Below are 20,423 nucleotides of genomic sequence, written 5' to 3'. Positions count from 1 at the left end.
TATGTTTCAAAAAATATTAATTGCTAATCGCGGGGAAATCGCAGTTCGTATTATGAAAACTTGTCAAAAACTTGGCATTCGCACTGTTGCTATTTATTCTGAGGCTGATGAAAATGCCCTACATGTAAAAATGGCAAATGAAGCTTACTTAGTAGGTGGACCGCGTGTCCAAGAAAGCTATTTAAACCTTGAAAAAATTATTGAAATAGCTAAGAAGACAAATGCTGAAGCAATCCATCCGGGATATGGATTATTATCAGAGAATCCGTCTTTTCCGGTTCGCTGTAGAGAAGAAGGAATTGTATTTATCGGTCCATCAGAAGAAATTATTACGAAGATGGGAAGTAAAATCGAATCTCGTATTGCAATGCAAGCTGCAGATGTCCCAGTAGTTCCAGGTATTACTACAAATATTGAAACTGCTGAAGAAGCAATTGAAATTGCAAAACAAATTGGTTATCCATTAATGCTGAAGGCATCCGCAGGCGGCGGAGGCATTGGAATGCAGTTGATGGAAACTGAGCAAACGCTCACCAAAGCATTTGAAAGTAACAAAACAAGAGCACAAAACTTCTTCGGTAACGGAGAAATGTATTTAGAGCGCTATATTGCAGATGCACACCATATTGAAATTCAGCTTTTAGCAGATACACATGGTAACACAGTGTATTTATGGGAGCGTGAATGTTCAGTGCAGCGCCGAAATCAAAAAGTAATTGAAGAAGCACCTTCACCATTTTTAGATGAAGGTACGCGAAAAGCGATGGGGGAAGTTGCTGTACAAGCTGCCAAAGCTCTAGGCTATACAAATGCAGGTACAGTTGAGTTTCTTGTAGATGATCAGAAGAACTTTTATTTCTTAGAGATGAATACGAGATTACAAGTAGAGCATCCAGTTACAGAAGAAATTACAGGTTTAGATCTTGTAGAACAACAACTTCTAATTGCATACGGTGAGAAACTATCATTTACACAAGATGATGTAAAACGTAGTGGTCATGCCATTGAGGCACGTATTTATGCAGAGGATCCGAAAACTTTCTTCCCATCACCTGGAAAGATTACAGATTTAACGCTTCCATCAAATGTACGTATTGATCACTTTTTGGAGAATCAAGTCACGATTACACCTTTCTACGATCCAATGATTGCGAAAGTCATTGCTCATGGTGAAACTCGTGAAGAAGCAATTTCAAAATTACATGATGCTTTAGAAGAATTAAAAGTAGAAGGTATTAAAACGAACACGCCAATGTTACTTCAAGTATTGGAAGACGATGTGTTCAAAAGTGGTATTTATACAACAGGTTTTGTAACGAAACAACTTGTTAAAAAATAAGATTTAACAATATTAAGGGGGAAAAAATGATGACGAAAGTATATGCATCGATGGCAGGAAATGTATGGAAGATTGTTGTAGGAGTAGGAGATACAGTAGAGGAAGAGCAAGATGTCGTCATTTTGGAATCTATGAAAATGGAAATTCCAATCATTTCAGAAGAAGCTGGCACAGTTATGAAAATTAATGTGCAAGAAGGCGATTTTGTAAATGAAGGAGATGTATTACTAGAAATTGAATAGGGAGATATAGGGGGAAGTGAATTGAAACTACCTAATTTTGCTGTCATTAAAGAAGTCGGGCCACGTGATGGCTTACAAAATGAAAAAAAGATTGTTGGCACAAAAGATAAAGTAAAATGGATTCAACTACTTACAGAGGCGGGATTATCGTATGTTGAAGTTTCCTCATTCGTTCACCCTAAATGGGTCCCTGCATTAGCAGATGCAAATGATGTGTTTTCTGAGCTAAAAAGGGAACCAAATGTTACATATGCAGCGCTTGTTCCAAATCAAAATGGTTTGGAACGAGCTTTTTTGCAAAATGTAGATGAGGTGAATGTTTTTTTATCAGCAAGTGAATCTCATAATAAAAGTAATATTAATAAATCAATTAAAGAAGCATTAGTTGTAATTGAAGATATAACAAAACAGGCATTATTCGAAGGGAAAAAGGTAAGAGGCTATGTTTCTACTGTATTTGGATGTCCTTATGAAGGGGATATAAGTACCGCAGCAGTTGATGAATTATGTAATCAACTATTTTCATACGGCATTTATGAAGTCTCGCTTGGTGACACGATCGGTGTAGCGAATCCGCTACAAGTAGAGGGAGTATTAGAACATTTATTAAAGAAATACGATGCTTCGCAGTTTGCAATGCATTTCCATAATACGTACGGTATGGCTCTGGCGAATGTAGTTAAGTCTTTAGAATACGGTATTACAACATTTGACAGTTCTTGTGGTGGCCTTGGGGGTTGTCCATATGCACCTGGAGCATCAGGTAATGTTGCAACTGATGACTTAGTTTATATGCTCCATAAGTTAGGGGTCCAAACGAATATTGATGAAGAGAAGTTATTGAGAGCGAGTCAATTTATTCAAAGTAAATTAAATATCCAATTACCAAGTCATGTGTATAGAGCGCTTCAACATAAAACGATAAGTAGGTGAGAAGATGCTACAATTACAAAACATTTCAGTTGATTATGTAACACCTCACGTTGTAAAGATTTCATTAAATCGTGAAAGACAAGCAAACTCATTATCTTTAGCGTTATTAGAAGAGTTACAAAACATATTAACTCAAATAAGTGAAGAGTCAAATACTAGAGTAGTTATTCTAACAGGTGCTGGTGAAAAAGCATTTTGTGCTGGTGCTGATTTAAAAGAACGCGCTGGTATGAATGAAGAACAAGTTCGTCATGCTGTTAGTATGATTCGCACTACTATGGAAATGGTTGAACAATTACCACAGCCAGTTATCGCTGCTATAAATGGAATCGTACTTGGTGGTGGTACGGAATTAAGTTTAGCTTGTGATTTTAGAATTGCGGCTGAATCTGCAAGTCTTGGTCTTACTGAAACTACACTTGCAATTATACCAGGAGCAGGTGGTACGCAGCGTTTGCCAAGATTAATTGGTGTTGGTAGAGCGAAGGAATTAATTTATACAGGAAGACGTATTTCGGCGCAAGAAGCAAAAGAATATGGTTTAGTAGAATTTGTTGTACCAGCTCATTTACTTGAAGAGAAAGCAATTGAAATAGCAGAGAAAATTGCTAGTAATGGTCCTATTGCTGTTCGATTAGCAAAAGAAGCAATTTCAAACGGTATTCAAGTTGATTTACATACCGGATTACAAATGGAAAAACAAGCGTATGAAGGTGTAATCCATACGAAAGATAGATTAGAAGGATTACAAGCATTCAAGGAAAAACGCACACCAATGTATAAGGGGGAGTAAATATGTTAGACCAAAAACAACAATCGAATACATTTGAAGAACGAGTTGAAACGATTAAACAAGGCGGCGCACCAAAATATCATGAACAAAACAAAGCAAAGGGAAAACTATTCGTTCGAGATCGTTTAGCGCTTCTATTTGATAATGGTGAATATGTAGAAGATGCATTATTTGCAAACTGTGAACAAACTGGATTACCTGCTGATGGTGTTATAACGGCAACGGGTAAAATACATGGTCGTACTGCATGCGTAATGGCAAATGATTCAACGGTAAAGGCTGGATCATGGGGCGCACGTACAGTTGAAAAGATTTTACGTATTCAAGAAACGGCAGAAAAATTACGTGTTCCGTTATTTTATTTAGTTGACTCTGCTGGAGCGCGTATTACAGATCAAGTAGAAATGTTCCCAGGGCGCCGCGGTGCAGGAAGAATCTTCTACAATCAAGTGAAATTATCAGGTAAAGTTCCTCAAGTATGCTTATTATTTGGACCTTCGGCAGCTGGTGGCGCATATATTCCAGCCTTTTGTGACATTGTTATGATGGTAGAAGGAAATGCATCTATGTACTTAGGTTCTCCTCGTATGGCGGAGATGGTTATCGGCGAGAAGGTAACTTTAGAGGAGATGGGCGGAGCTCGTATGCATTGCTCTGTATCAGGATGCGGAGATGTTTTATGTAAAACAGAAGAAGATGCGATTACACAAGCAAGACAATACATTTCATATTTTCCAAACAACTACTTAGAGAAGACTCCATTGGTTACACCTCAAGAACCGAAACAATTCGAAAAAACGTTAGAACAAATCATTCCAGAAAATCAAAATGCTCCTTTCAATATGAAAGATCTCATTAATAGAGTTATTGATGAAGGTTCTTTCTATGAAGTGAAAAAATTATTTGCTCAAGAACTAATTACAGGCTTAGCACGTATTGATGGTAAGCCAGTTGGTATTATTGCAAATCAACCGCGTATGAAAGGCGGCGTATTATTCCACGATTCAGCTGATAAAGCAGCGAAGTTTATTAATTTATGTGATGCATATCATATTCCATTGTTATTCCTTGCAGATGTACCTGGATTTATGATTGGTACTAAAGTAGAGCGTGCTGGTATTATTCGTCATGGTGCAAAGATGATTTCTGCAATGAGTGAAGCAACTGTACCGAAAATTTCTATTGTTGTTCGTAAAGCATACGGTGCTGGTTTATATGCAATGGCAGGTCCAGCCTTTGAACCAGATTGCTGCCTAGCATTACCGACAGCTTCTATTGCAGTAATGGGTCCAGAAGCGGCAGTCAATGCTGTATATGCAAATAAGATTGCAGCTTTACCAGAAGAAGAGCGTGATAGCTTCATTGCTGAAAAACGCGAAGAGTATAAGAAAGATATTGATATTTACCATTTGGCATCAGAGATGGTCATTGATGGTATTGTTCATCCAAACAATTTAAGAGAAGAGTTAAAAGGACGATTCGAAATGTATATGAGTAAATATCAAGTATTTACAGATCGTAAACATCCTGTTTATCCAGTTTAAAAGCCCTATTTAGGGCTTTCTTGCTCAAAAAGTCAAGGAGGGGAAAACATTGAAACAAGCAGTTTGGTTTCCAACAGAAGAATATAAAGAAAAAACGCGTTTATATGGTTGGATGAAATCATTGGGCTATGAAGATTATGAAACGTTTTATAATAAATCTATTGAAGAAACAGATTGGTTTTGGGGAGAAGCTGAGAAAGCGGTTGGCTATCAATGGATGAAGCCTTATACAGAAGTGCTAGATTTAGAAAATGGTACGCCGTTTGCACAGTGGTATAATGGCGGAACATGTAACGTTGTAGAATCAGTTTTATCACGCTGGCTTGCAGCTGATGAAACAAGAACGCAACCAGCACTGCAGTATGAAGGGGAAAATGGAACTTCAAAATCATTTACATATGAAGAGCTTGACAACTGGGTAAGTCGCGTTGCAAACGGTTTGAGACATGCGGGTATTGAAAAAGGTGACCGTGTAACAATTTATATGCCGATGATTCCAGAAACAGTTGTTGCGATGCTAGCTGTAATGAAGATTGGGGCAATTATTTCACCAATTTTCTCAGGATTTGCGTCTGATGCAGTCATGACACGCGTGCAAGCGGCAGGGGCAAAAATGATCATTACTGCAGATGGTTTTTCACGCCGTGGTAAAATTGTTGCATTAAAAGATGAAGTAGATAAAGCTTGTGAACATTGTCCAACTGTTGAAAAAGTTGTTATCGTTCGTCATGCAGGAAATGATTTTACACCGCATCATTACGATTTCTCATGGAGTGCGCTAGAAAAAGAAAAACCATTTACACATGCTGAAGAAATGAATAGTGATGATCCGTTAATGCTCATTTATACATCAGGTACAACTGGGAAACCGAAAGGAACAGTACATACACATGCTGGTTTCCCTTTGAAATCTGCATTTGATGCAGGATTTGGAATGAACATCAAACAAGGTGACCGCGTATTATGGGTAACTGATATGGGCTGGATGATGGGACCGTTTTTACTATTCGGCTCTCTCATTAATGGAGCAACGATGGTTATGTACGAAGGTGTTCCAGATTTCCCAGAAGCAGATCGTTTATGGGAGACCGTTGATAAATATGAAATTACACATCTCGGTATATCACCAACATTAATTCGTGCGTTAATGGCAAAGGGTGATGAGTATGTAAATAAACATTCGCTCAAGAGTTTAGAAGTATTCGCATCAACAGGTGAACCTTGGAATCCAGATCCTTGGATGTGGCTATTTGAAACAGTTGGAAAAAATAATGTACCAATTTGTAACTATTCAGGCGGAACTGAAATTTCTGGTGGGATTTTCGGAAACGTCCTTATTAAACCGATTGCACCGATTAGTTTTAACGCATCTTTACCAGGAATGGCAGCGGTTGTGCTTAATGATCAAGGCAATCCAATTCGTGATGAAGTTGGAGAATTATGTTTAGAGAAACCTTGGGTTGGTATGACGAAAAGTTTCTGGGAAGACGATGAGCGTTATGTGAACACGTATTGGTCACGTTTTGAAAATAAATGGGTTCATGGTGACTGGGTGATTTATGATGGTGAGCAATATATTATTACAGGACGCTCAGATGATACGTTAAACATTGCTGGAAAACGTATTGGACCTGCAGAATATGAATCTATTCTTGTTAAGCATAATGATGTCATAGAAGCTGCCGCGATTGGTGTACCTGATGATGTAAAAGGTGAAGTTTGTCATTGTTTTGTAGTATTAAGGGACAATGTAACATTCACAGGAGAGTTAAAGAAAGTATTAATGAGTTTAGTAAACTCTCATATCGGAAAAGCATTGTGTCCAAAAGATATTCACGTTGTAGAAGATTTACCAAAAACACGTAATTCTAAAGTAATGCGACGCGTCATTAAAGCTGCTTACTTAGGAAAAGAATTAGGGGATTTATCATCACTTGTAAATCCTGAAGTAGTTCCGTTTATTCAGGGGTTACAGTCTAGTAAACTATAAAATTACGAATGAGCTCTATGTAAATAGAGCTCATTTTTAATGTTTACAAAAAGATAAGAGAGAAAAAGTAAATTTGAAGTTAAAAAATCTACTATTAGTGTTAAGTATGTCTGTTTGTTTTTAGTTTTTATCAAAATAGGATACTGTTGCATATCTATCCAATGGAGTAATTGAATTTTGTTAAGAATGAACATTTAGTGAAGAAAAAAGTAATGAATAAAAGGAGAAATCCCTGGGGGACAGGGATTCAATAAAGGAGATATCATTGTCGTTCAATGTCGAAATTTGGCGTATTCGACAAATTAATATTATCACGAATTTTCAGGAGATTGTGATAGTAGATGTGTCAAAAATGTGTACGGGTTTCATATAAAAGTGTTAATTAAATAGGAAATGGGAAAAGAATTAAGTTCACTCGTTCTTAAGATTTTTCCCTTTTAAATTTACTGCTTGTTCGTTGTTCTATATACATCTGAAATTGGTAAATCGTCGCCATGTAAAGCTTGAGTACTGTCCTTTTTGTTTGAATCATGTGCCTCCTGAGATGTTTCTTGCATTTGCTCTTGGGCTTTACTAGGGGTATTCAGCGCATCCGATGACACATAATCAAGTTGTTGACTTAATAGATTTTTTTTATCCATGTTATGTAGCTCCTTTTTGAATTTAGATATAAAAACGAAGTGTTTTTAAATAGTTACGTGGGTATTATGTATCTTTGAATAGAATTATATACATAAACTATATTGAGAATTTAACTAATTATAAAAATCACTTGTGATGACAAGTTTAAGAAATATAAAGATCATTAGTTCTTAATAAAAGCTTTATTTTAGTAGGGTGTTTCGAAATTTCATTTGAAAGGAACATCCCAATGATAAGATGAGCACTGTAAATCAGTGCTCATCTTATCAGAAATTGCTTAGTACTTAAAGATAAAACCATTACGGACAATTCACAATGGTAATAGTGACGCTAGCCATTGTTCCAGGAGAATCAAGAAGTGAAGCAGTAACGGTTACTGTTCCAGGCCCATTAGCGGCTAGAAATACAGCGGTAAAGTTACCTGAAGCATTTGTAATGACAGCAAGAGGAACCATGAAAGCAAGAGAAGGATTACTAAATGAAAAACTGACCACTACTCCTGGAGTAGGACTACCGTTTACTAATACTTGACCCGAAAAAAATAAAGTATTATTTCCTTGAGTGGATACACATGTCGTGGTTTCGTTAGAAGTCAAAGTAATAGATGCAGGCCCAGCAGGAAGATTAAATCCAGTTGGTCCAGTTGATCCAGTTGGTCCAGTTGATCCAGTTGGTCCAGTTGGTCCAGTTGGTCCAGTTGGTCCAGTTGATCCAGTTGGTCCAGTTGATCCAGTTGGTCCAGTTGGTCCAGTTGATTCAGTTGGTCCAGTTGATCCAGTTGATCCAGTTGGTCCAGTTGGTCCAGTTGATCCAGTTGGTCCGGTTGAACCCGTAGCTCCTGTAGAACCGGTGGGACCAGTAGGGAATTGAAAGGGTTGAACAGGTGGAAGTGTAGGTCCAATAGAACCCGGATTAAGTGCAGCAAAAGATAAAAACTCGTCCATTATTTATCACCTCTAAAAATCGTATTACTAATAGTAAATGTAATGATAGAGCAAATTGAAATGGACAAGCGGTTGTATTTTAATAAATTAAACAAAATTTTTATTTGATAGAAAGAGAGATTAGTACGATTCCTTTAGAAATTAAATATAAAAAGGCGAGTATTTTCAAATTGCCTTTTGGGTAATGCAGTGTAATTTTATTCAGTTATTTGAAAAATAGTTTCATTCGGTTTGGAAAATCCATACAGTTTCCTTGCGAATTTTAAAATTTCTTCTTCACTATCTGTTAAAATTTTAACATCATTCTTAAGGGAATGACCATCCTTCTTTAAAGAAGATAATTTTTGTTGCTCCGTATTAAGCGTGATTTGTTTTTCTTTAATCATTTCTTGTTGGTTATTAAGAGAATATTGAAGGACAAAAATTATAGGTAATATTAAAACCAAAATAGTTACAATACGGCGTCTTGTTTTTTTATTACTACCTTGTTGGGTGTTAGGGTTCACTTGCTGTGAGGGTATATTAGGATTTGATTGTTGGGATGATACTTTTGGGATGTTTCCCATTAAAAGGCCTCCATTACTGATTGTAGAATTTAAACTATTTAAAAGTATTATAAATGTTCAATAAGGATTTTAGAAGATATTTTAATATAGGTGAGTTTTGTAAAGTTTAAACAAAATTTTTATTTAAATAAAAGAAACCCCGATTGTCTGCGGGCTCCTAAGGGAAATCGTCAAATAATGAAGTACTCGACTAATTAACGATATCATGAATTTTTTGGTAAAAACACTGGTAAATTCATCCGAATTAATGAGAGCATCATTTGAAACAAAAACGCTATTTTAATAGGGAGGGGAATAATGATGATTCCATGGGACAAGTGAGTATACATTGTATCAAGGTGATCATTTTATTACAGAGGGGACAATTTTTGAGGTTAGTGAAAAGGCGAATAAATCATTATATTGGCTTCGGTGCATGTTAGTTCCAAGCTATGAAAAAGTGTGCGGTAATAGTACAAAGCGACTTTGGTTAATTCGGATAGATGATGACGAAGAATGATGTGAAAATTTCATTTCGTAGAGAAATAAGGTGATTAAGGATGGGCATAGAATATGCCATATTTGTATTAAAAAAGAGCAGAATTTAGCCTATATATAAAGATGTTGGAATTGTTCTAAAGGGGGGAATATCTGAAATATAAATAATTGAGGGGAGTGAACTAATAATGGAAACTAGTACTTTTTTAGGATTGTTTTGGGGATGGGTAACGGTTATTGTATCGGGAATACTTTTCGTACGTCCATCGGTACTACGTGAATTGAAAAAATTAGTGGTTGAAGACAGAGGATTTGGTATTATGTATGGTTTTCTATCGATTTTCCTAGGGTTAGGTAGTGTAATCCTACATAATGTATGGGTATTCAACTGGCAGGGGTTCCTAACGTTTATTGCATGGCTTGCATTATTAAAGGGAATCTACATAATTGTATATCCTGAACCTTCCAAGAAAACAGACTTTGAAGTAAGGGTACTATCTACACGTATAGCGCTCGCTATCATTGGCGCCTTGGCTTTATGGATGCTTATAGTAATCTATATAAAATAATCTTTTTCTAATAAGGAAGTTAATAAAATATGAGAAAATTCCATTATAATACTAATTTTAGAATGTTGCATTGCGAAATGGTCAGAAATTCTTGCTTGCAAATCGTCCATTCCCTAATTTATATGCTCAAAAATTTATAGGAGCATTAGAATTTGCGAGTATTCGGGATTTTGGTGTATGTGGTCTTTTAGTTAGACAAAATGGTGCGTACATTTTTAAAACTCATAGAAGGCTGGTTGAATCTTGGCGAAGAGCAATAGATTAAATACGATTCTTTTATGTGAAGTTCGATAAAAAAGTACAGTAGATTCATCTATTGGAGGAAAACGTGGTGTTTCTAAAAGAAATAATTTATGTTTCTATGATTCATCAACTTGGCAGGATAAAGACGTTGCTGGTTCTGTTAATGTATGATTAGAGTTTGTTATTGATGCAAAAGTAAGTGTTAAAGGAACACTACAATACAAGGTGCACAATAGCAAAGGAAAAACATACTGCTGTAAATAAGCTTATTTGTATGTGAAGTAATTAAAGAGTCGATTTATAAGAGTCAGCTTATTTTTCAATACTCCACTCAACTAGTAATTATAGATGCCAGTTTAAATCTCTGCGTGTGAATATATAAAAAGCTGACTATATTTAGTCAGCTTTTTATATATTCTAGTATTTATCGGTCCCAAAAGACATATTCTTTCCTTTAAGTTGACATTTAATATATTACCAATGTTTTCTTTTACAATGACAACAAATAAAGAAACATTTACAGCGACACTTATTTCGTTTAGAACGCCAATCATCATCACAATGGTGCTGTTCTTTAGATTTCCACCAGTCATCACAACAATGCTTTTTCTTAGAACTCCAGCAATCATTTTTCCAGGACATTTTTTATACCTCCCTTCAATTAGGGTTCATATTATTCTATGTTTTAGTAAAAAAATGGCTTGTTTATTAACCTATTATTTTACCTTTATATGATAGAGTGCTTTCTACTAAATATAGAATTCATACAAACTATGCTTAATTTTCAAAAGGTAGTGGAGAGAACTGCTGGTTATGATATTAATCAACAAACACTTGTTGAAGAAAACGTTCTGATTTTAAATAATATCTTATTTTGGAGTACGCTTTTTTTAATGTATATTTCACAACAGCAAAGGAAAAACATACTATATTACTGCAAACAAAGCCTATGTATATGTGAAGTAATAGGAAAAGCTGGTCCCTCTTAAAGGAGCCGGCTTATAAAAAAAAACAGGTTCGTTTGAGAAAGAGGTTGTCTAAATTTTAAATTCAGCAGAATTAAATCCAAGTCCAATCATTAAACAGGCCTTTAATTGTTAGAGGTCCGTTTTGTTATTAATAAAGAAAAGAATGTTATTGTCGTTGAAAGCACGTTTATACTAATAATGCTACATATTTGGAGTATTTGAATTGAGTATTCATACAGTAGTATATTCGTTTTTAATATATATAAAAAGGTTTAGTACAAGTGTTTGTTTTTTTGTTTCTATGCTTTTGTCTCGTACACTTTTAAGCTATTGGACATACTTTACTAATAGAAAGGGTTAGGGGGTGAGGATTTGGGTTCTCGATTTAATAATTGTAGAAAAAAATGTACGTGTAAACATGATGATTGTTGGGATGTTTTTGAAGAGTGTAAAAAAGAACAGCATGAGAAATGTGACAGCTCTTGTGTACAAGGAATTAGAGACGAACTTAAAAAATTAATTAATAAAACAGTGCGAATTAACACTGAAGGACGTACTTATATAGGTACTGTTTCTTCTGTAACTTGCGATGTTGTTAAGCTGGCTGCTATTCCTGGTTCAGTTGCAGCAATTATATCTCTTTGTAAAATTGAAGCGATTTTACCACCTGCTACAACTGTTGCTGATGAGTTTGATTTTAACGGTGTTGACGTAGCAAATAAAGAGTAATTATGCTTTATTGATGCTAAGCCATTCTTATGAATGGCTTTTTATTTTGTATAAAAGGGAATATATTTTTCATATAGAAATAAATTTGAAGGTGTATAAAAGGTTGTGTGAAAGGAGAATGAGAGTGATCAAGCTGAAACAATTTACAAGAACTGATTTCAAACAATTAATAAATTGGATTGATTGCGAAGAATTTTTAATACAGTGGTCAGGAAATTTATTTACATACCCTTTACATGAACAACAATTAGAAAAATATATTGAAAGCAAAAATACGCTTGCATTTAAAGTAATAGATGAAGAGACTAGAAAAGTAATTGGTCATATTTCACTTGGGCAAATTGACAATATAAATAAATCTGCAAGAATTGGAAAAGTGTTAGTTGGTGATACGAAAATGCGAGGGCGTTCTATAGGGAAACATATGATGAGAGCAGTATTACAAATTGCATTTAAAGAATTAAAACTACATAGAGTAACTCTTGGTGTTTATGATTTTAATACGTCGGCCATCTCATGTTATGAAAAAATAGGATTTGTAAAAGAAGGTTTATTAAGAGAATCCAAAAAAGTAGGAGAAACATATTGGAATTTATGGGAAATGAGTATGTTAGAATATGAATGGAGTGATAAAAAATAATAGTTTTTTATAATTATGTTATGTCAATTAAAAGGGGTATGGTGGGAAGTTATGAATAAAAATACTAAAATAATTTCAGTTGCAGCTGTTTCAGGAGGAGGTAAAACTACTGTTACAGAAAGTTTAACTCACAAGTTAATGAATTCAAAAGCACTATACTTTGATAGCTATGACTTTGATAATTGTCCTGCTGATATTTGTAAATGGATTGATGATGGAGCAAATTATGATGAATGGGTACTTACACCATTAATTAAGGATATTCAGCATCTGTTACAAAATAGTTATCTAGATTATATTATTGTAGATTATCCTTTTGCATACCTAAATAGTGAAATGCGACAATTCATTGATGTAACCATATTTATCGACACACCTTTAGATATTGCGATGGCTAGAAGAATTTTGCGAGATTTTAAGGAAGATACAATGAGTGAAATACAAAATGATTTAAAACACTATATAACATATGCTAGAAAAGCTTATTTAGAGGCACTTCATACCGTAAAGCCAAATTCAGATATTGTTTTGGATGGATCTTTATCTGTCGATGAAATAATTAATCAAATTTTAGAGTCACTTAATCGGAGAGAAGTAATCGTCAATGGTTAAATGTATAGAGGAATATGTACAAGTTGCTGATTTTAAAATGTATTCAAAAGTATTCCAAGGAAAGCAGTTGCAACCTGTTATTATAATGGAAGCAGGTTATGGAGAATATTCCAAGGCATGGGAGCATATTGCTGAAGGGCTGACTGAATTTGGGACGGTAATTACATATGATCGAGCTGGATTAGGAAAAAGTGGGAAGAGTTCCAAGCGACGTATTAGTTCTGAAATGGTAAAAGATTTAAGAAGTTGCTTAGAGCAATTACAATTGAAACCACCTTATATTTTTGTAGGACATTCTTTTGGTGGTATAAATGCACGTTTATTTACGGCTTTTTATCCCGAAGATATGCTGGGAATCGTCTTGTTGGATTCGACACCAGAAAATTATAAAGAAGATTTTTTACCAATCATGTCCCCAGAATTTCAAGAAGCTTACTATAAACAATTTGTATATGAAAGTTCTTATGAAGAGTTTATGTTTAGTCTAGGCGAAGCAGATAAACATTGTCAGTCAACTAGAAATATTCCACTTGTCGTGTTAGCTGCTGGTAAAAAAACTTTTTATTCGCAAGCTGCACAACTGAAGTGGTTACAGTTGCAAGAAGAATTATTACGATTATCAAGCAATAATAAATTTGTAATTGCAGAACAAAGCGGTCACTATATTCAAAAAGATGAGCCACATTATGTAATAGATGCTGTTAGGTGGATAATTGGAGTAGGGGAGAGATAAATATGTACACGTTATTTCAATACAATTGGCAAGTAAGAGATGATTGGTTTAAGTGGTGTGAACAACTTTCAGAGGAAGAATTACTCCGCAAGCGTGTAGGTGGTGTTGGTAGTGTTTTAGAAACATTATTCCATATTGTCGATGTTGAGTACAGCTGGATTCGTGCGCTTCAAGGAAAAGAAGATAATGAACCGCAGTTTAAAGATTATCAATCCATCCAAAAAGTGAAAGCGCTATCTGATTTATATATACGAGAATTAGAAGATTTTTTACAGTTGTGGTCATCTAGCCTAGAATGTAAGATATTAAAAGCTTCGTGGACAGATAAAACATATACATACGGTGAAGTTTTAAGACATGTAATTGTGCATGAAATTCACCATATCGGTCAGCTATCTATATGGGCGAGAGAATTAAATCTTCAGCCTGTTTCAGCGAATTTAATTGGAAGAGGATTATAAATTTAGAAACCGGCTTGCACTGTAAAGGCAAGCCGGTTTTTATATATAAGAAGATTTCCTAGTTGAAATCCTCGGATTTTTTCTGACGTATATGTAAAAACATTAAAATTGTAATGATGAAGAAAATCAACAATGTTTGTATGATCAAATTTTTAAATTGAAGCAAAACTGTCCAAGATGTAACAGCATCTTTAAAAGCTTGGAGTGCAGAGTACGAGGAAGGATCAAAACCGTACTGTAGTAACTTTTTTGTTTCAATAAAAGTACTGTTTTCTTCATTGGAGTCTAATATTACGGAAATAAGTCTAGTATCTCCTCGTTTTGCTGTACTGACAAAACTATAATTACCATTAGTTGAAAAACTAGTTTGTAAGCCGTCAACACCTTGGAGTTTAATGTTTTTATTAAGGGAATAAATCATTTTATTTGTGTTGAAAACTTTTGAGTCTTTGAAGGTAAATTGGTAAGAGGTTAGTTTCGTAATATTCAATACATCTGGAAAGTCTTTTACTAATTGTGTCGCTAGTTTAGCTACGTCTATAGTTGATGTAGTTGATTGTTTATTTGTATCGTTATTCATTCCAGTAGCATTTAGAAACGGGGATGGTTGTGATAACTTTAGTTGTTTTGCTTTCTCATTCATTAAAAGTGTAAAGTTATCTTCGTTTCCAGCAATGTGTTCTGCAAGGGCAAGTGCGGAACGATTATTCCCTGTCAAAAACAATGCATGAAGTAAATCACGAACTGTCGTTTTATCTTTCGAAGTTACTTGTATAGGACTCGTTTCTGCTTGGAAAACTTCGTTACTTATTTTTACTAATTCATCTAACTGTATTTTTCCTTCATTCAGTTGTTCCATTGCGATATACTCTGTCATTAATTTAGATAAAGTAGCTGATTGTATAGGAATTTCTTCATTTTTTTTATAAATAACTTCACCTGAATTAGAATCTATTAAAATAGCTGATTTAGCTTGAATAATTGGACCATTTACATAAAGGTAAAAATATAAAACGATAAGTGCTGTAATAACAAAAGATAAGAATAAAATTGTGAACTTTTTCAAGAATTGCATAAGCGATCCTCCTACTATGACATCAATAATACTATTGTAAAAAGTAATGCTTAATTAGGAAGAAAGAAAAGGTAAAGAATTTCTAAAGAATTATAAAATATTATTAAATTTTGGATTTTAATGGAAAATGAAAGGTCCAATTTCTTATATGGTAAGAAATTGGACCTGAAATTAATTTGTATTAACATTTATATGGTTGTAGTTTTACAGTGAAAGTTGTTTTTTTATCATCACTATATACTTCAATTGTTCCTTTATGCAATTCGACAATACTTTTTGCAATTGCCAATCCGAGTCCAGATCCACCAGTGTTCGTAGAGCGAGATTTTTCAACGCGATAAAAACGTTCAAAAATATGAGGTAAATCAGTACTAGGAATAGGTTGTCCGTAATTTGTTATATCTATATTAATCATATTATTGCTTTCATAGGCAGCAAGGTCGATATATCCACCGTCGTTTCCATAAGCGATAGCATTTATAATAAGATTTTCAAACACACGCACTAATTTGTCTCCATCAGCTAATACCATGAGTTTTTGAGATGGGAAAGAAGGTCGACATTCTATATTAGCTTCTTGAACCTGTATGCGGAATTGAACAGTTAATTGTCCAAGTAGCTCTACAATATCAATAGGAGCAGAAAATAAACTTAACTCTTTATTTTGAACACGTGTATATTCAAACAAATCATTCATTAATGCATTAAGGCGGGTTACTTTATCGTAAATGACTTGTATATAATAGCGTAATTCCACTTCATCTCTATAATTATCATGGTGGATTAAATTTACGTATCCAACTATAGAGGTAAGAGGAGTACGTAAATCATGCGATACATTTGTAATAAGTTCACTTTTAGCTTGTTCCGCCTGTCTCTCTTCATCAATTGAGACTTTCAATTGTTCAACAATTTGATTAACACCGGTCGCTAACTCTTCCAGATAATTATGATGTACGATAGAAATTTTATGATTGAAGTTTCCATCTGCAATATAACGAATCTCTTCTATCATTTTTTTAATACAAGTTTCATAGTAAAGCTTTCTTTCATGACGATAAAAAATGTATAGGTAGGATGAAAAAATAGAAAATAAAAACAAATAAGATACAATCATCATCCAGAGAGATTCCTTTATTCCTTTATATTTTTCATATCCAAAAATTCTAATGAATTCTTTGCCGAGTTCGCTTAATGTAAGTGAACTTTCAATTACACTTGTAACAAGACGATATATTATTAATTCAGTAATAGGGGTAAGGGTGATAGCTAACATGAACCAAAAAATCAATTTCCATTTTGGGATATCTTTTAATATATCAAATGCTTCATTTCTCAATTTTATAGCCTACTCCCCAAACAGTATGAATAAATTTCTCTCCATTCATTCCTGTTTCAAGTTTATCCCGTAAATTACTAATGTGAACCATTACAGTTTTATTTGAGCCATAACCATCTTCGTGCCATACGCGTTCAAAAATTTCTTCGGAACTAAATACTCTTCCGGTATTACTCGCAAGTAAATATAAAATATCAAATTCAATAGATGTAAGTTTAATATATTCTCCATTTACTTTAACAGTATGATTATGTTTGTGTATTTCAGCAGAACGAATACGAATAATACCTTCTTCATTTTTGGAGGAAGTGGCATTTTGGAAAGATGATCTTCGTAACAAAGCTTTCACTCTAGCTACTAATTCTAATGGATTGAATGGCTTAATCATATAATCATCTGCACCTGTCATAAGACCTAATATTTTATCCATATCCTCGGCTTTTGCACTCAGCATAAGAATAGGTACAGTATTATTCTCACGAACTTCCTGGCAAACTTCTAATCCATTGCGTTTTGGCATCATAATATCCAAAACCATAAGGTCAACTTCATATGTAGAAATCATTTGCAATGCCTCATCGCCATCGTATGCTTTATAAATGTTATAGCCTTCATTTCGCAAATAAACAGCAAGTAACTCAACAATTTCTTTATCATCATCAATAATTAATATGTTTTTATTCATTATGTAGTTCCTTTCCTAACAAATCATTAACATTACTATAATATCAAACATTTATGTATTTTGTAGCAATGAATCGCCATAAAATTTCATGTAACGTATAAAAAGGGGATTAAAACATTCATAACGAATACAAAGAAGAAGGATATTTAAATAATGCATTATACTGAAAGTGAGGAATAAGGGGGATTTGCAATGTTAAATAAAGATATCTATTCATTTACTCCAACTGGAAAATTTGAAAATGATATAAAAGCTTTTCTATTAAAATACAGCAAAGAAGTTACATATAAACATTCAATCCGGGTGGCAAATGAGTCTCGTAAAATTGCGGTTACTTATAATGTAAATGAAGAAAAGGCAGCAATTGCAGGATATTTACATGATATTAGTGCAATCTTTCCGAATGAAGATCGGATTGTAGTTGCTGAGCAATTTGGAATAGAGATATTACAAGAAGAACGAGAATTTCCAATGATTATTCATCAAAAGTTATCGAAAGTAATTGCAAAAGAGATATTTAAAGTGGAAGATGAAGAGATTTTAAATGCAATTTGTTGTCATACTACACTACGTAAACATGCAACGAAAATGGATTTAGTGTTATTTGTTGCTGATAAAATAGAATGGGATCAAAATGGTACACTGCAATATTTAATAGAAGTAAAAAAAGGATTAGAAAAATCTTTAGAACATGCTGCTTTTGCATATATTTCATATTTGTGGGATAGAAAAGACACTTTGAAAGTTATACATCCGTGGCTAGAAGAAGCATATTGGCAGTTAAAAGAAATTGTAGAGTAGAAAGGGTATAAGAATGCAATTAAAAGAATATATGAATCAAACATTTCCTGGGGTTACATTAGTACCACATATATCCTTTCAGGGGGAAAATTATTTGTATTTTGATTTTGGGAAAGGTAAACATCAAAATGTAGAAGGCACCGACGATATAAATATGGAATACTTCTCTCAACTATATACATATAATAAATACTTATTTGAAGATATATTTTCAAAAGAAGATTAAGTATTTTTAGTTACAAATGTTTATCGATTTAAAAAGGAAAACGTGAAAAATTCGCAGAAAATAAATGTATATAATCGATTTATTAAAAAGAGGGATTTAAAGTTCCAAATAAGACAAGAAACATTACCTTTTCTATTTGAAGATGAAGAAGCTAATTTATATTGTACATATCAATTTTCATTAAAATGTTTTGCTAGCGATATAAAGTATAAACCACTTATTCAAGCTGCGAATCATGAAGATTTTCCAGGTCTTAATCCTCGTTTTGGACGTAAGGAAGAGATTTCTTATCCAGATGTATTTCTCATAAATGCATCGAAAGATATTATCATGTTTATTTACGATGATAGAGGATGTGAAGTAATTGCGAAGAATAAAGAAACAATACGAAATTTATATGAGAAATATAAAGAGTGGATTCCAGATTATGAACGAGAAAGTATAGATAACTTATTTACATGACAACAATGGGGGAAGTGAAGCGTGTAATGAAACGTATTGCAATCGTATCCGCATGGGAACCAGAACTTACGTATTTGCATCAATATTATCCAAGTGAACGTATTGAAAAACGAGCTGCTTGGGAATTTCATTTTCATTATATTAATAATATGGAAGTTATCTCCGTAATAACTGGAGTTGGGAAAGTAAGTTGTGCAAGTTGTGTACAATTATTAATTAGTGAGTTTCAGCCAGATGAGTTGTTTATGACAGGGATATGCGGAAGTTTATCAAATAAGGTGAAAAATGGTCATATTGTAGTAGCGCTTAATGCAATACAACATGACGTTACTGCTGCTGGTTCGGGAGAAGATGTTTTTAATTTATATAATGGTAGAACAGCACCTATTGAAACAACAAAGTCAATTGTAAGAAGAATAAAAAAGATACAATCTTATGATCCGATTCATTTCGGTACATTTTTATCTGGAGATCAACGTATCCGTAGTTCAGAAATGAGATATTTACTCCATACTGTATATGGAGCTTTAGCGGTTGATCAAGAGGTGGCAGCTTTCGCTTATGTATGCCAAATCAATAAAAAGCCTTTTCTATGTTTAAAAGCTGCTTCAGATCAAGCGAATGATAAAACGAAAGAGGAACAAAAAATCTTTAAAATGTTGGCATGTGAACGAGCGTGCGAGCATTTAATTGCTTTTTTACGTGTGTACGAGATTAATGTAGTAAATAATAGATAGTAAGAGGGGTTAATATTGGAAAGTACAAATAAAATAGCTATTCTGGGTGCAAACGGAAAAGCCGGGAAATTCCTTGTAAACGAAACATTAAAAAAGGGATATCAAGTAAAAATATTAACGAGAAATTCTAATAATATGACGATAACTAATGAAAATTTAGAGACTATTATTGGGGATGCACGTGATTTTTCTTCAATACGTGAATTACTTAAAGGTTGTCGAGCTGTAATTAATGCGGTAGGTCAACCGAAAAATGAATCTTATATTTTTAGCACAGTAACGAAGCATATTTTAGAAGCAATGAAGGAGTTTGAAATAAAACGATATATTCTGATTTCTGGAGGTTCTTTAGATGTTACAGGAGATCAGAAGGGAATTGTAAATAAAATAGGAGCTACCTTGTTTAAAGCATTTTTATCAAAGATGATGCAAGATAAATATAAAGAATTGCAAACTATTCAAGGTAGTGATGTAGATTGGACAATTGTTAGATTACCATTTGTTATGGAAGGGAAGAGCATTGGAAATATAAAAGAGAGTTTAGTAGATATGCCCGGAATCAAAATTCAAAATAGTGATATTGCACCATTTGTGATAAAACAAATTAACAGTGAGAGATATGTAGGGAAGTGCCCGTTTATTTCAAATTAAATGGTTTAATTAAAAGTTAAAG

The 20,423-nt window shown here is 33.8% G+C and carries 23 protein-coding genes and 3 pseudogenes; 19 read left to right on the top strand and 7 right to left on the bottom strand.

The genetic code is table 11. The annotated features are described in order from the left end of the window. Nucleotide 1 precedes the first annotated feature (1 nt). Genes AC3WTA_RS02705 through AC3WTA_RS02680 form a run of 6 tightly spaced genes read left to right on the top strand, consistent with a single transcriptional unit; the run spans nucleotide 2 to nucleotide 6,841 of the window. Nucleotides 2-1,339, top strand: coding sequence for an acetyl-CoA carboxylase biotin carboxylase subunit (locus AC3WTA_RS02705; RefSeq protein ID WP_000486754.1), 1,338 nt, complete (start codon nucleotides 2-4; stop codon nucleotides 1,337-1,339). A gap of 26 nt (nucleotides 1,340-1,365) precedes the next feature. Continuing rightward, on the top strand, nucleotides 1,366-1,581 hold the full coding sequence (locus AC3WTA_RS02700; protein ID WP_001987345.1) for an acetyl-CoA carboxylase biotin carboxyl carrier protein subunit: 216 nt from the start codon (nucleotides 1,366-1,368) through the stop codon (nucleotides 1,579-1,581). 21 nt (nucleotides 1,582-1,602) lie between these two features. Next, a complete protein-coding gene (gene mvaB / locus AC3WTA_RS02695) occupies nucleotides 1,603-2,514 on the top strand; it encodes a hydroxymethylglutaryl-CoA lyase (protein WP_000775447.1) in 912 nt (303 codons plus the stop codon). Nucleotides 2,515-2,518: 4 nt separating this feature from the next. Further along, complete coding sequence (locus tag AC3WTA_RS02690) at nucleotides 2,519-3,307, top strand: enoyl-CoA hydratase (RefSeq protein ID WP_000939810.1); 789 nt, start codon at nucleotides 2,519-2,521, stop codon at nucleotides 3,305-3,307. Nucleotides 3,308-3,309: 2 nt separating this feature from the next. Beyond that, on the top strand, nucleotides 3,310-4,851 hold the full coding sequence (locus tag AC3WTA_RS02685) for an acyl-CoA carboxylase subunit beta (RefSeq protein WP_000886750.1): 1,542 nt from the start codon (nucleotides 3,310-3,312) through the stop codon (nucleotides 4,849-4,851). Between the two features lie 49 nt (nucleotides 4,852-4,900). Continuing rightward, nucleotides 4,901-6,841 carry an AMP-binding protein gene (locus tag AC3WTA_RS02680; RefSeq protein ID WP_492332808.1) on the top strand — a complete coding sequence of 647 codons (1,941 nt, stop codon included), beginning with the start codon at nucleotides 4,901-4,903 and terminating at the stop codon, nucleotides 6,839-6,841. A 443-nt stretch (nucleotides 6,842-7,284) separates the two neighbouring features. Here AC3WTA_RS02680 and AC3WTA_RS02675 read toward each other — a convergent pair whose 3' ends face one another. From AC3WTA_RS02675 to AC3WTA_RS02665, 3 genes are all read right to left on the bottom strand, one after another. Beyond that, the gene (locus AC3WTA_RS02675) at nucleotides 7,285-7,482 is read right to left on the bottom strand and encodes a hypothetical protein (protein WP_000358738.1); all 198 of its coding nucleotides are present in this window, start codon (nucleotides 7,480-7,482) and stop codon (nucleotides 7,285-7,287) included. Nucleotides 7,483-7,782: 300 nt separating this feature from the next. Further along, entirely contained in the window at nucleotides 7,783-8,427 is a 645-nt protein-coding gene (locus AC3WTA_RS02670; protein WP_492332807.1) for a collagen-like triple helix repeat-containing protein, read from the bottom strand. A gap of 197 nt (nucleotides 8,428-8,624) precedes the next feature. After that, complete coding sequence (locus tag AC3WTA_RS02665) at nucleotides 8,625-8,993, bottom strand: FtsB family cell division protein (RefSeq protein WP_492332806.1); 369 nt, start codon at nucleotides 8,991-8,993, stop codon at nucleotides 8,625-8,627. A 328-nt stretch (nucleotides 8,994-9,321) separates the two neighbouring features. Here AC3WTA_RS02665 and AC3WTA_RS02660 point away from each other — a divergent pair, with 328 nt between their 5' ends. The 4 genes and pseudogenes from AC3WTA_RS02660 to AC3WTA_RS02645 form a co-directional block, all read left to right on the top strand. Next, nucleotides 9,322-9,492, top strand: a complete 171-nt coding sequence (locus AC3WTA_RS02660) for a hypothetical protein (RefSeq protein WP_000284253.1) — start codon at nucleotides 9,322-9,324, stop codon at nucleotides 9,490-9,492. Nucleotides 9,493-9,658: 166 nt separating this feature from the next. Further along, the gene (locus AC3WTA_RS02655; RefSeq protein WP_000450250.1) at nucleotides 9,659-10,039 is read left to right on the top strand and encodes a hypothetical protein; all 381 of its coding nucleotides are present in this window, start codon (nucleotides 9,659-9,661) and stop codon (nucleotides 10,037-10,039) included. A 57-nt stretch (nucleotides 10,040-10,096) separates the two neighbouring features. Further along, nucleotides 10,097-10,265: pseudogene (locus AC3WTA_RS02650) on the top strand (terminase large subunit); the annotation flags it as partial. Nucleotide 10,266: 1 nt separating this feature from the next. Further along, nucleotides 10,267-10,546: pseudogene (locus AC3WTA_RS02645) on the top strand (N-acetylmuramoyl-L-alanine amidase); the annotation flags it as partial. A 210-nt stretch (nucleotides 10,547-10,756) separates the two neighbouring features. Here AC3WTA_RS02645 and AC3WTA_RS02640 read toward each other — a convergent pair. Further along, nucleotides 10,757-10,924: a hypothetical protein gene (locus tag AC3WTA_RS02640; RefSeq protein ID WP_170956736.1), complete on the bottom strand. Its 168-nt coding sequence runs from the start codon at nucleotides 10,922-10,924 to the stop codon at nucleotides 10,757-10,759. A gap of 698 nt (nucleotides 10,925-11,622) precedes the next feature. Between AC3WTA_RS02640 and AC3WTA_RS02635 the strand changes: the two genes are divergently transcribed. The 5 genes from AC3WTA_RS02635 (at nucleotide 11,623) to AC3WTA_RS02615 (ending at nucleotide 14,425) form a co-directional block, all read left to right on the top strand. Then, the gene (locus tag AC3WTA_RS02635) at nucleotides 11,623-11,979 is read left to right on the top strand and encodes a hypothetical protein (RefSeq protein ID WP_000535579.1); all 357 of its coding nucleotides are present in this window, start codon (nucleotides 11,623-11,625) and stop codon (nucleotides 11,977-11,979) included. Between the two features lie 118 nt (nucleotides 11,980-12,097). Continuing rightward, nucleotides 12,098-12,619, top strand: coding sequence for a GNAT family N-acetyltransferase (locus tag AC3WTA_RS02630; protein ID WP_080014166.1), 522 nt, complete (start codon nucleotides 12,098-12,100; stop codon nucleotides 12,617-12,619). Nucleotides 12,620-12,670: 51 nt separating this feature from the next. Further along, nucleotides 12,671-13,231, top strand: coding sequence for a nucleoside/nucleotide kinase family protein (locus AC3WTA_RS02625; RefSeq protein WP_492332805.1), 561 nt, complete (start codon nucleotides 12,671-12,673; stop codon nucleotides 13,229-13,231). Further along, nucleotides 13,224-13,964, top strand: coding sequence for an alpha/beta fold hydrolase (locus AC3WTA_RS02620; protein ID WP_000237655.1), 741 nt, complete (start codon nucleotides 13,224-13,226; stop codon nucleotides 13,962-13,964). Before AC3WTA_RS02625 ends, AC3WTA_RS02620 begins: the two co-directional genes overlap by 8 nt. Nucleotides 13,965-13,966: 2 nt before the next feature. Then, entirely contained in the window at nucleotides 13,967-14,425 is a 459-nt protein-coding gene (locus tag AC3WTA_RS02615; protein ID WP_000288264.1) for a DinB family protein, read from the top strand. Between the two features lie 58 nt (nucleotides 14,426-14,483). On the opposite strand, the gene AC3WTA_RS02610 is transcribed toward AC3WTA_RS02615, so the two are convergent. The 3 genes from AC3WTA_RS02610 to AC3WTA_RS02600 all read right to left on the bottom strand — a co-directional run bounded on the left by AC3WTA_RS02610 (nucleotide 14,484) and on the right by AC3WTA_RS02600 (nucleotide 17,524). Beyond that, complete coding sequence (locus tag AC3WTA_RS02610; RefSeq protein ID WP_001160066.1) at nucleotides 14,484-15,500, bottom strand: D-alanyl-D-alanine carboxypeptidase family protein; 1,017 nt, start codon at nucleotides 15,498-15,500, stop codon at nucleotides 14,484-14,486. 181 nt (nucleotides 15,501-15,681) lie between these two features. Beyond that, nucleotides 15,682-16,839, bottom strand: coding sequence for a sensor histidine kinase (locus AC3WTA_RS02605; protein ID WP_001243287.1), 1,158 nt, complete (start codon nucleotides 16,837-16,839; stop codon nucleotides 15,682-15,684). Next, nucleotides 16,829-17,524, bottom strand: a complete 696-nt coding sequence (locus tag AC3WTA_RS02600; RefSeq protein WP_001038819.1) for a response regulator transcription factor — start codon at nucleotides 17,522-17,524, stop codon at nucleotides 16,829-16,831. Before AC3WTA_RS02600 ends, AC3WTA_RS02605 begins: the two co-directional genes overlap by 11 nt. Nucleotides 17,525-17,716: 192 nt before the next feature. On the opposite strand from AC3WTA_RS02600, the gene yqeK reads away from it, so the two are divergent. The 4 genes and pseudogenes from yqeK to AC3WTA_RS02580 all read left to right on the top strand — a co-directional run bounded on the left by yqeK (nucleotide 17,717) and on the right by AC3WTA_RS02580 (nucleotide 20,401). Continuing rightward, nucleotides 17,717-18,325, top strand: a complete 609-nt coding sequence (gene yqeK, locus AC3WTA_RS02595; protein WP_000932408.1) for a bis(5'-nucleosyl)-tetraphosphatase (symmetrical) YqeK — start codon at nucleotides 17,717-17,719, stop codon at nucleotides 18,323-18,325. Between the two features lie 13 nt (nucleotides 18,326-18,338). Beyond that, nucleotides 18,339-19,013 (top strand): annotated as a pseudogene (locus AC3WTA_RS02590) (DUF3885 domain-containing protein). After that, nucleotides 19,010-19,750, top strand: a complete 741-nt coding sequence (mtnN, locus tag AC3WTA_RS02585) for a 5'-methylthioadenosine/S-adenosylhomocysteine nucleosidase (RefSeq protein WP_000210321.1) — start codon at nucleotides 19,010-19,012, stop codon at nucleotides 19,748-19,750. Before AC3WTA_RS02590 ends, mtnN begins: the two are co-directional and overlap by 4 nt. A 15-nt stretch (nucleotides 19,751-19,765) precedes the next feature. Continuing rightward, complete coding sequence (locus AC3WTA_RS02580; protein WP_000446317.1) at nucleotides 19,766-20,401, top strand: SDR family oxidoreductase; 636 nt, start codon at nucleotides 19,766-19,768, stop codon at nucleotides 20,399-20,401. Nucleotides 20,402-20,423 lie beyond the last annotated feature (22 nt).

The sequence above is a fragment of the Bacillus sp. EB106-07-01-XG149 genome (genome assembly GCF_058791555.1).
Note: the sequence above shows the minus strand (reverse complement) of the source record. Positions and strands in the feature narration are given on the sequence as shown.